The 12435-nt window shown below is 67.9% G+C and carries 11 protein-coding genes; all 11 read left to right on the top strand.

Annotated features, from left to right (window positions below; translation table 11 throughout):
* Positions 1 to 56 precede the first annotated feature (56 nt).
* A complete protein-coding gene (gene hpaE / locus H4W27_RS05380; RefSeq protein WP_192595016.1) occupies positions 57 to 1562 on the top strand; it encodes a 5-carboxymethyl-2-hydroxymuconate semialdehyde dehydrogenase in 1506 nt (501 codons plus the stop codon).
* A gap of 92 nt (positions 1563 to 1654) precedes the next feature.
* Positions 1655 to 2764: a 3,4-dihydroxyphenylacetate 2,3-dioxygenase gene (gene hpaD, locus H4W27_RS05375; protein WP_192595015.1), complete on the top strand. Its 1110-nt coding sequence runs from the start codon at positions 1655 to 1657 to the stop codon at positions 2762 to 2764.
* An 18-nt stretch (positions 2765 to 2782) separates the two neighbouring features.
* Positions 2783 to 3568, top strand: a complete 786-nt coding sequence (hpaH, locus tag H4W27_RS05370) for a 2-oxo-hept-4-ene-1,7-dioate hydratase (protein WP_192595014.1) — start codon at positions 2783 to 2785, stop codon at positions 3566 to 3568.
* Complete coding sequence (locus H4W27_RS05365; RefSeq protein WP_192595013.1) at positions 3553 to 4338, top strand: HpcH/HpaI aldolase family protein; 786 nt, start codon at positions 3553 to 3555, stop codon at positions 4336 to 4338. Before hpaH ends, H4W27_RS05365 begins: the two co-directional genes overlap by 16 nt.
* Before the next feature lie 10 nt (positions 4339 to 4348).
* Positions 4349 to 6244, top strand: coding sequence for an FAD-binding monooxygenase (locus H4W27_RS05360; protein WP_192595012.1), 1896 nt, complete (start codon positions 4349 to 4351; stop codon positions 6242 to 6244).
* Positions 6245 to 6498: 254 nt separating this feature from the next.
* Complete coding sequence (locus H4W27_RS05355; RefSeq protein WP_192595011.1) at positions 6499 to 7257, top strand: ABC transporter ATP-binding protein; 759 nt, start codon at positions 6499 to 6501, stop codon at positions 7255 to 7257.
* Complete coding sequence (locus H4W27_RS05350; protein WP_192595010.1) at positions 7254 to 8060, top strand: hypothetical protein; 807 nt, start codon at positions 7254 to 7256, stop codon at positions 8058 to 8060. Before H4W27_RS05355 ends, H4W27_RS05350 begins: the two co-directional genes overlap by 4 nt.
* Before the next feature lie 34 nt (positions 8061 to 8094).
* A complete protein-coding gene (locus H4W27_RS05345; RefSeq protein WP_192595009.1) occupies positions 8095 to 9426 on the top strand; it encodes a sensor histidine kinase in 1332 nt (443 codons plus the stop codon).
* Complete coding sequence (locus H4W27_RS05340; RefSeq protein WP_192595008.1) at positions 9423 to 10073, top strand: response regulator; 651 nt, start codon at positions 9423 to 9425, stop codon at positions 10071 to 10073. The genes H4W27_RS05345 and H4W27_RS05340 overlap by 4 nt, the downstream gene beginning before the upstream one ends.
* A 136-nt stretch (positions 10074 to 10209) precedes the next feature.
* Entirely contained in the window at positions 10210 to 11253 is a 1044-nt protein-coding gene (locus H4W27_RS05335; protein ID WP_192595007.1) for an NAD(P)-dependent alcohol dehydrogenase, read from the top strand.
* A 123-nt stretch (positions 11254 to 11376) separates the two neighbouring features.
* The gene (locus tag H4W27_RS05330; protein ID WP_192595006.1) at positions 11377 to 12381 is read left to right on the top strand and encodes a universal stress protein; all 1005 of its coding nucleotides are present in this window, start codon (positions 11377 to 11379) and stop codon (positions 12379 to 12381) included.
* The last annotated feature ends 54 nt before the right edge of the window (positions 12382 to 12435 follow it).

Genomic DNA, 12435 nt, shown 5'->3' with positions numbered 1-12435 from the left:
CTCTCACCGACACCGCTGACCCCAGTGCGTCCCGCGCTAGAAGGAGAAGAACCCCGATGAGCGACTATCAGACACCTGTCCCCGCCGATCTGCCCGAGCGGATCCAGCACTACATCGACGGCAAGTTCGTGGACTCCGCGGAGGGGGGCACCTTCGAGGTGCTCAACCCCGTGACCAACGAGACCTATATCCATGCCGCTGCCGGCACCATGGCGGACGTGGACCTGGCAGTGCAGGCCGCCCGCAGGGCCTTCGAGACCGGGCCCTGGCCGGAGATGCTCCCGCGGGAACGCTCCCGCGTGCTCCATCGCGTCGCGGATCTGGTCGAGGACCGGGGAGACCGTCTGGCCGAGCTGGAGTCCTTCGACTCCGGGCTGCCCATCACACAGGCGCTGGGCCAGGCCCGACGAGCCGCAGAGAACTTCCGCTTCTTCGCGGACCTGGTCGTCGCACAGGCCGATGACGTCTATAAGGTCCCGGGTCGTCAGATCAACTACGTCAGCCGCAAGCCGATCGGTGTGGCCGGACTGATCACTCCGTGGAACACTCCCTTCATGCTGGAGAGCTGGAAGCTCGCCCCGGCCCTGGCCGCCGGCAACTCCGTGGTGCTCAAGCCCGCGGAGTTCACTCCGCTCTCCGCGGGTCTATGGGCCGGGATCTTCGAAGAGGCAGGACTTCCCAGAGGCGTGTTCAACCTGGTCAACGGCCTGGGAGAGCAGGCCGGTGACGCCCTGGTCAAACATCCCGATGTGCCGCTGATCTCCTTCACCGGGGAATCCACCACCGGACAGACCATCTTCGCCAATGCGGCACCGGCGCTGAAGGGCCTCTCCATGGAGCTGGGCGGAAAGTCTCCCGCCGTGGTCTTCGCCGATGCGGATCTCGAGGCCGCCGTCAACGCTACCATCTTCGGCGTCTTCTCCCTGAACGGCGAGCGCTGCACGGCTGGCAGCCGCATCCTGGTGGAGCGCAGCGTGTACGAGGAGTTCATCGAGCGCTACGCGGCGCAGGCCAAGCGGGTCAAGATCGGGTTCCCCCACGAGCCGGGCACCGAGATCGGGTCGCTGGTGCACCCCGAGCACTTCGAGAAGGTGATGAGCTACATCGAGATCGGCAAGCAGGAGGCCCGGCTGGTCGCCGGCGGCGGTCGGCCGGAGAACTTCCCCACAGGGAACTTCATCGCCCCCACCGTGTTCGCCGACGTGCCCAGCGACGCCCGGATCTTCCAGGAGGAGATCTTCGGTCCGGTGGTTGCCATCACGCCGTTCGACACCGACGAGGAGGCGCTGGAACTGGCCAATGACACCAAGTATGGGCTGGCCGCCTACATCTGGACCAATGACCTCAAGCGCTCGCACAACTTCGCGCAGTCGGTGCAGGCGGGCATGGTCTGGCTGAACTCGAACAACGTGCGTGACCTGCGCACACCCTTCGGCGGCGTCAAGGCCTCCGGCCTGGGCCACGAGGGCGGCTACCGCTCGCTGGACTTCTACACCGACCAGCAGGCAGTGCACATCAACCTCGGCGAAGTCCACAACCCGGTCTTCGGCAAGGCCGACTGACCCGGCCCGAACCTGGCCGGCCCATCGAGCAGCACCGAGCGGCTCGGGCCGGTCGACTCCATCCCTCTCCACATCGAGCAAGGACGCTTCAGATGACAGACACGACCACCTCTCAGCGCTTCCCCACTCCCTCCGTCCCGGCCCCGGACATCCTCCGCTGCGCCTATATGGAACTCATCGTCACCGACCTGAAAAGGTCGCGGGACTTCTACGTCGACGTGCTGGACCTCACCGTCACGGCCGAGGACGAGGACGCGATCTACCTGCGCTCCATGGAGGAGTTCATCCACCACAACCTGGTGCTGCGCCGCGGGGAGCAGGCCGCCGTCGCCGCCTTCTCCTACCGGGTGCGCAGCCCGGAGGACCTCGACAGGGCCGAGGCCTTCTACGCGGAGCTCGGCTGCGAGGTCATCCGCCGCAGAGAGGGCTTCACCAAGGGCATCGGTGATTCGGTCCGGGTGCAGGACCCGCTGGGCTTCCCGTATGAGTTCTTCCATGACGTCGAGCACGTGGAGCGACTCGCGTGGCGCTACGACCTCTACACCCCCGGGGCTCTGGTCCGTCTGGACCACTTCAACCAGGTGACCCCGGATGTGCCCAAGGCCGTGGCCTATATGGAGGACCTGGGATTCCGCGTCACCGAGGACATCCAGGATGAGCACGGGACCACCTACGCGGCCTGGATGCGCCGCAAGCCCACGGTGCACGACACTGCCATGACCGGCGGCGCGGGCCCACGGATGCACCACGTCGCCTTTGCCACCCACGAGAAGCACAATGTGCTGGCGATCTGCGACAAGCTCGGCGCGCTGCGGCTCTCCGACCACATCGAGCGCGGCCCCGGTCGTCACGGCGTCTCCAACGCCTTCTACCTCTACATCCGCGACCCCGACGGGCACCGGATCGAGATCTACACCCAGGACTACTACACCGGTGATCCGGACAATCCGGTGGTGACCTGGGACGTCCACGACAATCAGCGCCGCGACTGGTGGGGCAACCCGGTGGTTCCTTCCTGGTACACCGAGGCCTCCACCGTGCTCGATCTCCACGGACGCCCGGTCCCTGCACTGGAGCGCACCGACGCCTCGGAGATGGATGTGACCATCGGCGCTGACGGGTTCTCCTACACGCGCAAGCAGGATGAGGAGTCCATGCCCTCCTGGAAACAGGGCGAGTACAAGCTGGGCCACCAGCTCTGAGCAGTCGGGAGACACATCATGCTTGAGAAGGAACAGATCACCGCGATCGCCGATGAGCTCGCCGAGGCCGAGGCGCAGCGTGGAATGATCCCGCTGCTGACCGCGCGTCACCCGGAGATGACCATCGAAGACTCCTACGCGGTGCAGAACGAATGGCGCCGCCGCGCGGTCGACTCGGGACGCCGGATGGTGGGCCGGAAGATCGGCCTGACCTCGAAGGTCATGCAGGTGGCCACCGGGATCACCGAACCCGACTACGGGGCCATCTTCGATGACATGGTCTACGAGAACGGCTCGGTGATCGAGCACAGCCGGTTCTCCAATGTCCGGATCGAGGTGGAGCTCGCCTTCAAGCTCGGCAAGCCGCTGACCGGGCCGGGGATCACCCTCTTCGACGTCCTGGATGCCACCGATTATGTGGTGCCCGCGCTGGAGATCCTCTCCAGCCGGATCGAGATGACCGGCCGCACGATCGTGGACACGATCAGCGACAACGCTGCCATGGGAGCGATGGTCTACGGCGGCAACCCGGTTGCCCCGGATGCCGTGGACCTGCGCTGGGTCTCCGCGCTGCTCTACCGCAACGAGACCATCGAGGAATCCGGCGTGGCCGCCGCCGTGCTCAACCACCCCGCCATGGGAGTGGTCTGGCTGGCGAACAAGCTCGCCGAGCACGGAGACAGCCTGCAGGCCGGCGAGCTGATCCTCGCAGGATCGTTCACCCGCCCCATGTGGGTCGAAGCGGGGGACACCGTGACCTGTGACTACGGAGAGTTGGGAACACTGACATGCCGCTTCAACTGAAGCCCACGCTGCGCGAAGACCTCGCGACCTCCGACCGCGCGCTCATCGGGGGCTGGGTCTGCTCCGGTTCACCGGTGATGGCCGAGATCATGGCCGGCTCCGGACTGGATGTGGTGCTCATCGACATGGAGCACGCGCCCAACACCCTGCAGTCGGTGCTCGCTCAGCTGCACGCGCTCTCCGGATACCCGGTCACTCCCATCGTCCGGGTGCCCTCGGCGGATCCGGTCATCATCAAACAGGTCCTGGACCTGGGCGTGCAGAACCTGCTGGTGCCGATGATCTCCACGGCCGAAGAGGCCCGCGACGTCGCAGCCTCCATGCAGTACCCGCCGGTCGGACGCAGGGGCATCGGCAATGCGCTGGCCCGTTCCGGACGCTGGAACCGGGTGCAGAACTACCTGGACGACGCATCGGGGCACGTGAGCGTCTACGTCCAGATCGAGACGACCCAGGGCGTGGACAACGCCGAGTCGATCGCCGCCGTCGAGGGCATTGATGGACTCTTCGCCGGGCCCAGCGACCTCTCGGCCTCCATGGGGCTGATCGGCCAGCAGACACATCCCGAGGTCGTCGACGCCGTCAAGAGCACCTTCGCCGGAGCCCGTGCAGCCGGCAAGACCGCCGGCACCAACGCCTTCGATCCCGCCGCCGCCCGCGACTACCTCAGCGCCGGTGCGGAGTGGGTCCTCGTGGGCGCCGATGTCTCGCTGGTGGCGCGCGGCTCGGAGAAGCTCGCCGCGGACTTCATCCCACGTTCCGCTCACTGAGGAGTCAATCATGCAGTTTCACCACCACGGCTACGTCTCACAGAATCCGCGGGTCCAGGCACCGGCAGGGATCGGCCTGAACCGCCCGGAGCAGCTGCCCGAGCACATGGATGTGCTCATCGTGGGCACCGGCCCGGCTGGAATGATCGCCGCCGCCCAGCTCGCTCAGTTCCCCGAGGTGCACACGCGCATCATCGAGAAGCGCGACGGCCGTCTCAAGGTCGGCCAGGCCGACGGCATCCAGGCACGCAGCGTGGAGACCTTCAACGCCTTCGGATTCGCCGACGAGATCTCCAACGAGGCCTACCACATCACCGAGATGGCGTTCTGGAAGCCGAATCCCGAGGAGCCGGAGAACATCGTGCGCACGGCGCGCCCGGCCGATGACCCGCACGGGATCAGTGAGTTTCCGCACCTGATCGTCAACCAGGCACGGGTGCTGGACTACTTCGCCGAGTCGATGGCCGATTCCCCCTCGCGCATGGTTCCCGACTATGGCTGGGAGTTCGTGGACCTCACCGTCCACGAGCAGGGCGAACACCCTGTGGAGGTCACGCTGCGCCGAGCGGTGGGCCCGGAGGCGGGGCGGCAGCGCACGGTCTGGGCGAAGTACGTGCTCGGCGCCGACGGCGCACGCAGCGGAGTGCGCGCCGCGATCGGACGCAGCCTGGAAGGCGACAAGGCCAACCATGCCTGGGGCGTGATGGACGTGCTGGCGCAGACCGACTTCCCCGACATCCGCCGCAAATGCGCCATCCAGTCTCGTTCCGGCGGCAGCATCCTGCTGATCCCTCGCGAGGGCGGTCACCTGTTCCGCATGTATGTGGACCTCGGAGAGGTCCAGCCCGGCGAGGGCGCCAAGGTCCGGCAGACCACGATCGAAGAGATCATCGGCAACGCCAATCGGATCATGCACCCCTACACCGTGGAGGTGAAGCATGTGGCCTGGCACAGCGTCTACGAGGTCGGGCACCGCGTCACGGACAAGTTCGACGACGTGCCGGCAGAGCTGACCGGTGAGCGCTCTCCTCGGGTGTTCATCGCCGGAGACGCCTGCCACACGCACAGCGCCAAGGCCGGGCAGGGCATGAACGTGTCCATGCAGGACGGGTTCAACCTCGCCTGGAAGCTGGGACATGTGCTCGAGGGACGCAGTCCGGAGTCGCTGCTGAGCACCTACTCCGCCGAGCGTCAGGTCATCGCCCAGAACCTGATTGACTTCGACAAGGAGTGGTCCTCGCTCATGGCCCAGAAGCCGGAGGAGATGGAGGACGCCTCTGCGCTGGAGGACTTCTACGTCAAGACCATCGAGTTCCCGGCAGGCTTCATGACCGAATATTCCCCGTCGGCGATCACCGCGGCCGCGGAGCATCAGGAGCTTGCCACCGGTTTCCCCCTGGGGAAGCGGTTCAAGTCCGAGCTGGTCTGCCGGGTCAGCGACGGCAACCCGCTGCACCTGGGACACCTGGCCACAGCTGACGGACGGTGGAGGATCTACGCCTTCGCCGACTCCCCGGCGGCCGGGGAGGACTCACAGCTGAGCAGCTGGGCGAGGTGGCTGCACGAGGATCCACACTCTCCGGTGCGGCGCTGCACCCCGACCGGCAGCGATGAGGACACGCTCTTCGACATCAAGGTGATCTACCAGCAGCCCCACACCGAGATGGAGGTCAACGACGCGCCGCGGGCCTTCCTGCCCACAGTCGGCCCCTTCGGTCTCACCGCCCGGGACCGCGTGTTCGGCACCCACCCCGAGCGCGACATCTTCACCGAGCGGGGAATCAGCCGAGACGGCTGTGTCGTCGTCGTGCGTCCGGATCAGTACGTGGCGCACGTCCTGCCGCTGTCCGACACGGCAGGGCTGGCCGACTTCTTCGAGCCGATCTTCCTGGACCCCACCGGCTGAGGGAACCCGGCCACAGAGCGAGAAGAGGTCCTGCGGAGCAGTCAGCTCCGCAGGACCTTCTTCGTCTCCGGCACCGCCCGGCTGGTCGAGGATCCGGCCCCGGGGGTCCTGCTGTAACGGTTCTGTTCAGGACGAGCCCCTCCTGAAGGAGGGGGAGAGGTCTGTCCCCTGGGAGGGGGCGCATCCGGCGCCGCTGCGATGGACTGGAGTCACCGAACTTCAGGACAGGCGCAGCAGCGCCGGGACGGACACTCATGACCACCTCACCAGCTATACAGATCAGCAGCCTCGCCAGATCCTTCGGGTCCACCCAGGCCGTGGCCGAGGTCAGCTTCAGCGCTGAACCCGGCCGGGTGCTGGCCCTGCTCGGCCCCAATGGGGCCGGCAAGACCACGACGATGCGGATGCTCCTCGGACTGGTCAGACCCGACAGCGGACACGCACTCATCGAGGGTCTCAGCTACGCAGAGATCCATAATCCGGCAGGCCGCATCGGCGCGGTGCTGGACGCCGGGGGACTGCACCCCGACCGCACGGCGCGCCAGCATCTGGCGATCACCGCGGCCATGATCGGGGCCACCCCGGAGCGGGTCAGCCAGATGCTGCAGGAGGTCGGGCTCGCCGAGGCCGCCGACCGGGCCGTGCGCGGATACTCCCTGGGCATGCGCCAACGCCTCGCTCTGGCGAACGCGCTTCTCGGGGAGCCCACGATCCTCGTCCTGGACGAGCCCGCGAACGGATTGGACCCCGCCGGGATCCGCTGGCTGCGCCAACATCTGAGAGGCTTCGCCGCCCGGGGCGGCACCGTGCTGATCTCCACCCATGTGCTGAGCGAGGCCGCCCTCGTGGCAGATGACGTCGTGATCATCGACCGCGGTCGAAGCCTCCTCTCGGGGGCGTTGGACCAGCTCACCACGGACCGGGACCTGGAACAGCTCTACCTGTCCATGACCTCCACCTCGACCACCCCCACCCTCGACGACACCACCATCGATCAGGAGACACTGCGATGATCCGCGCTGAACTGCTCAAACTCACCAGCACTCGGGCACCGAAGATCGCCGCCGCCGTCGGCATCCTGGGTGTCGCCGCCACTCAGCTGGCCGCCGGATGGCTGCTGCCCGCCATCAGTCACCTGGATCCGGACCTCGACGCCAGCGTGGCGGAGATGTCCACCTCTACGGCTGAGAGTCAGCTGCTCGCCATGAACGTCCTCGGCGGGGGGTCGATGTCGAGCGGGTCTGTCAGCATCGGGCTCGTCGCGATCCTGCTGCTCGGCGCGCTGCTGGCCACCTCCGACTTCAAGCACGGCGGCATCGTGACCACAGCACTGGCCGCCCCACGGCGCGGCCGGATCGTCGGAGCCAAAGTCGCTGCGACCGCGCTGGCCGTGCTCCTCACCGGGCTCGGCTACGCCCTCGTCCAGGGATTCCTCGTGGCAGTGGCCCCCAGCACCATCGGTGCCGGTGGAATCGCCGCCTCCTGGTGGGAGGTCGCGGATGTGCTCGGCCGCGGTGTGCTGACCCTGATTCCGCTGGGCATCCTCGGACTGGCCGCGGGCATCCTGATCCGCAGCCAGAGCGCCACCTTCCTGGTGCTCATCGGAGCGGCCGTCGCAGACGTGACGCTGGGAGCGATCCTCTCCGTCATCCCGGCCACCGCAGAACTGTCCAGCTATACACCGCTGGCGCTGGTCTCGACCGCGAGCGGGCCGGGCGGAGGTCTCGGCGCCGGACTGGCGCTGGGGATCTTGACTATGATGGCGCTGGCGGCAGCGGGCGCGGCGTGGGTGACGCTTCGCCGTCGGGACCTCTGAGACCACCACCCGGACCGGTGACAGGAGAAGGCCCATGGAGAACTCGCTGGCGCATGCGAGACCGCCGATCACCTCGCGGACCTGGACCATCGCTCCGTCGCTGATCGTGCTGGCCATCATCCCGCTGCTCTTCGCCGTGCCGGAGTTCACCAGCTCGGGCCCAAGCGTGCCTCTCACGGTGGCGACCCTGGTGGTGCAGGCGGTGCTGCTCCTGGGCAGCCAGCGATTCCCAGGGACGGTCCTGGCCGCGGTGGCGATCGGCGACTGCGTGCTGTTCGCTCTGGATCACGGAAACACCAGTGCCGGGATCGCCGTGCTGTTCGCCGCCTATTTCGCCCGGCGCCTGTTGTCGAGGCGCCGGGCTGCTCGGCGGATCATCCCGTGGGCCGTGATCAGCGTGGTGATCGCAGCCAGCACAGGGGCCCCCGCAGAGATCGCCCAGTTCGGGGGGATCCCGCTGGCCATCGCCCGTGGATTCGTGCTCTACGGGCTGGGCTGGGTGGTCGCCGAGATCGTGATCGGGCGGAGCCAGCTGATCCAGGCGCTGATCGAGCGCGCCGAGATCGCCGAGCGGGAGCAGGAGCTGGTCGCGCAGCAGGCCGTGCATCAGCAGCGCACGATGATAGCAAGGGAGCTGCATGACATCGCCGCCCACCACCTGACCGGGATCATCGTCAGCGCCCAGGCCGCCAGCGCCCTCGCGCAGCGTGATCCGCAGGCCCAGCGCGGCTATCTCAGCGCTGTTCAGCGCGATGCTCGCTCGGCTCTGGAGAACCTGCGCCGCACAGTGGGCCTGCTCCGCGGTGAGGAAGGTGCGGAGGCGCTCCCGGCCCCCTCCATGGCTGACCTGCCGCAGGTCATCCGAGAGGCCGCAGCGCGGGGGGTTCCGCTTCAGCTGCGCGAGCAGGGAGAGCCCTGGCCGCTGGGACCGGTGGCCGGCGTCGTCGTCATCCGCGGCATCCAGGAGGCGGTGGCGAACATCGCCAAGCACGCCCCGGGTGCCGACGCAGTGCTCACCGTGGACTGGGAAGCAGACCGGCTCAGCGTCGAAGTGCAGGACGACGGCGCCGCCAGCCCCAGCTCCTGGCCCAGCCTGCCCGCCAGCGGGTACGGGCTCACCGGACTCAGCGAACGACTCGCCCTGGTCCACGGTCGGCTCAGCGCGGCCCCGACTGCCACCGGTTGGCGCACGGCGTTCAGCATTCCCCGCGAGCACACCGAGGCAGGCGCTGCCGCTGACCTCCGGGGGACCGGGGACGCCGCTGTGCCTCCTGGAGAAGCTGAACCTGTTGGACCTGCCGAACCTGCGCAGCGAACCGAAGCCGCGCATCGAGCTCAGACTGCTGCTGAAGGAGAACCCGGATGATCACAGTGCTCATCGTCGATGACCAGCCCGTGGTCCGTGCCGGCCTTGCCGTGGTGCTCGACGCGGAACCGGACCTGCAGGTCCTGGGCCAGGCCGCCGACGGCGCAGAAGCGGTCCGGCTCACCGCACAGCGTCAGCCTGACGTGGTCTGCATGGACGTGCGGATGCCGGGCATGGACGGGATCACCGCCACGCGCGAGATCACCGGATCCGGCAGCGGTGCGAAGGTGCTGATCCTGACCACGTTCGACATCGATGAGGACGTCTTCGCCGCGCTGGAGGCGGGGGCCGCCGGGTTCCTGCTCAAGGGCGCTGAGGAATCCGTGATCGCCGATGCCATCCGCTCCGTGGCCGCCGGCGCCGGGACCCTGGACCAGCGCATCACGCACAAGGTCATCACCGAGTTCGCGCACCGGCGCGGCTCGGGCCACGGCGGCGCCGCGCCGGAGCTCTCGACGCTGACCCCGCGAGAGACCGAGGTGCTGCGCCTGATCACCCAGGGACTCTCCAACGCCGAGATCGCACAGTCGCTGTTCGTCGAGGTCACCACGGTGAAGTATCACGTGCAGTCCATCCTGATGAAGACGCAGAGCCGGGACCGGCTGCAGGCCGCGATCTGGGGTCTGCGCCAGGGCCTCACCGCCTGAGGAGCAGCTGCGACGGCACTCGGACCATTCCCTCCCGGTCTCGCGAGACCCCAGCCGGTGTTCGCCGGCGCTGGAACCAGGTGCGCGTCGGTGACACGATGTGGGCACCACCACCAGACTTCCCAGGAGGATCACGATGAAAGCACTCCAGTACGTCTCCATCGGCCAGCCGCCCGAGGTGCGAGAGGTGCCTACTCCGGAACCCGGCCCCGGCGAGGTGCGGCTGCGCATCACCGCCGCCGGCGCCTGTCACTCCGACAGCTTCGTGATGGGTCTGAGCGAAGAGGAATACGCGGCGTTCGGATACCCGCTGCCCATGACGCTCGGACACGAGGGGGTCGGTGTGGTCGACTCCCTGGGGGAGGGCGCCACCGGGGTGCAGGTCGGCGACGCCGTGGCGGTCTACGGGCCGCGCGGCTGCGGACGCTGTCACTCCTGCGCCCAGGGCTTCGAGAACTACTGCCCCCATGCGGCCGGCATGGGCATCACACCCCCGGGACTGGGCAGCGACGGCGCCATGGCGGAGTACCTGATCGTCAGCGATCCGCGGCTGCTGGTCCCGATCGGGGAGCTGGATCCGGTCAAGAGCGTGGCCCTGACCGACGCCGGGCTCACCCCCTACCACGCGATCAAGGGATCGCTGGAGCTGCTGGTGCCGGGCAGCGTCGCCGTGGTGATCGGCGTGGGCGGTCTGGGCCACATCGCGGTGCAGCTGCTGCGCAGCCTGACCGCAGCCACGGTCATCGCCCTGGACATCAATGAGGACAAGCTCGACTTTGCCCGCGAGGTGGGAGCCCATCATGCCTTCCTCTCCGACGGCGACGCCGCGTCCAAGATCGCGGAGGCGGTCGGGGCAGGCCCGGTCACCGCGGTGTTCGACTTCGTCACCAACGAGCCCGTGCTGAAGATCATCCGTTCCCTCAGCGGTCCCCGGACGGACCTGGTGCTGGTCGGCGCGGGATCCGTGGAGACCAGCGTCGGCCTGCTCGGACAGCCTTTCGGCTCGCGGATCCGGGCTCCCTACTGGGGTGCGCGGCCCGAGCTGATCGAGGTCGTGGAGCTGGCACGCACGGGTCAGCTCGACGTGGAGACCGAGCAGTTCAGCCTGGACCAGGGCCCTGAGGCCTACCGGAAGCTGCACGACGGAGAGCTGCGCGGCCGCGCCGTCGTCGTTCCCTGAAGGTCTGCTCGGACCGGGCAGAATGACCCTCGGAATGGGTAGAGTGGCAGGTGACAAGGGTGGATCCCATTGCGGGGGCGCCGCCCGTGTCAGCTGCCACGAGGCCCCCGCGGGAGTGTCCTCATGAGCCATGACAGTCTCACCAGCAGACCGATACCCTTCGAAGCCGCGAGGCGGGAGCTCGGCGTCCTTGCAGGCTTCGACGGGTCCAAGCAGGGGTTTCTCGCGCTGCACTATGCCGCTCGCGCTGCGCGTCGCAGCGGGCGGGTGCTGACAGTGGTCACGGCCTTCACCGTTCCGACGCCCCTGTACACGACGATGGCGGCGCTCCCTGAACAGTCCGAGGCTGAGGACCGGCTCGCCAGCGCCAAGAAGGTCCTCGAGGAAGCACGCAAGTACCTGCATGACTACCCCGGAAAGGTCATCTATCGCGCGGAGCGTGGAGACGCGGCGGGGGTGCTGGTGGATCTCTCCAGCGTGGCTGAACTTGCAGTGGTCGGAGCGCGCGGCCGGGGAGGCTTCCTGGGACGAGTCCTGGGCTCTGTCTCTTCAGCGCTGCCCGCGCATGCGCACTGCCCGACCGTGGTGGTGCCCCGGCACTATCAGGTCGGTGTGAAGGAAGGCGCCGCGCGCTTCGAGCCGGGAGGGGATCAGCGGCCCGTCCTCGTGGGCATCGACGGTTCCCCGCACAGTCGCATCGCGGTGCTCCAGGCCGCCCAGGCCGCAGAGAATCGCGGGACGGACCTCCACATGCTGCTGGCCCTGCCCTCCCTGGAGGGATGGCTGGAGTGGTATCCAGAGCTGGACCCGCAGGACGAGGGCGTCACAGATCGGCGCAAGTCTGAGCTGGAGAAGTCCCTGGAAGATGAGGTGGCGTGGGTCAGGAAGCACCATCCCTCACTGCGCGTCACCGCGGCCGTCAAGCCGGGGGATCCCACCGCCCTGCTGGCGAAACAGACCGGAGAGGTCCAGCTGACGGTGATCGGCACGCGCGGACGCGGCGGTCTCACCAGCACGCTGCTCGGCTCGGTGTCCCGCGGTGTTCTGCACAAGGCTGCGGGCCCCGTCATGGTGGTGCCGAACCTGAAGGACGACAGGCTCTCCGATCAGCCGGACTTCACGCGGTGAGCCGCCCTCCAGCGCTGATGCTCATCTCTTCGCGAACGGCAGGAGCCGCTCCGC

The sequence above is a fragment of the Nesterenkonia lutea genome, from assembly GCF_014873955.1.
GTDB lineage: Bacteria > Actinomycetota > Actinomycetes > Actinomycetales > Micrococcaceae > Nesterenkonia > Nesterenkonia lutea.
The sequence above is the reverse complement of the archived record's forward strand: the minus strand, read 5'-3'. Positions and strand labels throughout refer to the sequence as shown.

What these genes read in the sequence shown, in the direction of transcription:
- hpaE (WP_192595016.1), top strand. Translation starts at nt 57, where the DNA reads ATGAGCGACTATCAGACACCTGTCCCCGCCGATCTGCCCGAGCGGATC.
- hpaD (WP_192595015.1), top strand. Translation starts at nt 1,655, where the DNA reads ATGACAGACACGACCACCTCTCAGCGCTTCCCCACTCCCTCCGTCCCG.
- hpaH (WP_192595014.1), top strand. Translation starts at nt 2,783, where the DNA reads ATGCTTGAGAAGGAACAGATCACCGCGATCGCCGATGAGCTCGCCGAG.
- H4W27_RS05365 (WP_192595013.1), top strand. Translation starts at nt 3,553, where the DNA reads ATGCCGCTTCAACTGAAGCCCACGCTGCGCGAAGACCTCGCGACCTCC.
- H4W27_RS05360 (WP_192595012.1), top strand. Translation starts at nt 4,349, where the DNA reads ATGCAGTTTCACCACCACGGCTACGTCTCACAGAATCCGCGGGTCCAG.
- H4W27_RS05355 (WP_192595011.1), top strand. Translation starts at nt 6,499, where the DNA reads ATGACCACCTCACCAGCTATACAGATCAGCAGCCTCGCCAGATCCTTC.
- H4W27_RS05350 (WP_192595010.1), top strand. Translation starts at nt 7,254, where the DNA reads ATGATCCGCGCTGAACTGCTCAAACTCACCAGCACTCGGGCACCGAAG.
- H4W27_RS05345 (WP_192595009.1), top strand. Translation starts at nt 8,095, where the DNA reads ATGGAGAACTCGCTGGCGCATGCGAGACCGCCGATCACCTCGCGGACC.
- H4W27_RS05340 (WP_192595008.1), top strand. Translation starts at nt 9,423, where the DNA reads ATGATCACAGTGCTCATCGTCGATGACCAGCCCGTGGTCCGTGCCGGC.
- H4W27_RS05335 (WP_192595007.1), top strand. Translation starts at nt 10,210, where the DNA reads ATGAAAGCACTCCAGTACGTCTCCATCGGCCAGCCGCCCGAGGTGCGA.
- H4W27_RS05330 (WP_192595006.1), top strand. Translation starts at nt 11,377, where the DNA reads ATGAGCCATGACAGTCTCACCAGCAGACCGATACCCTTCGAAGCCGCG.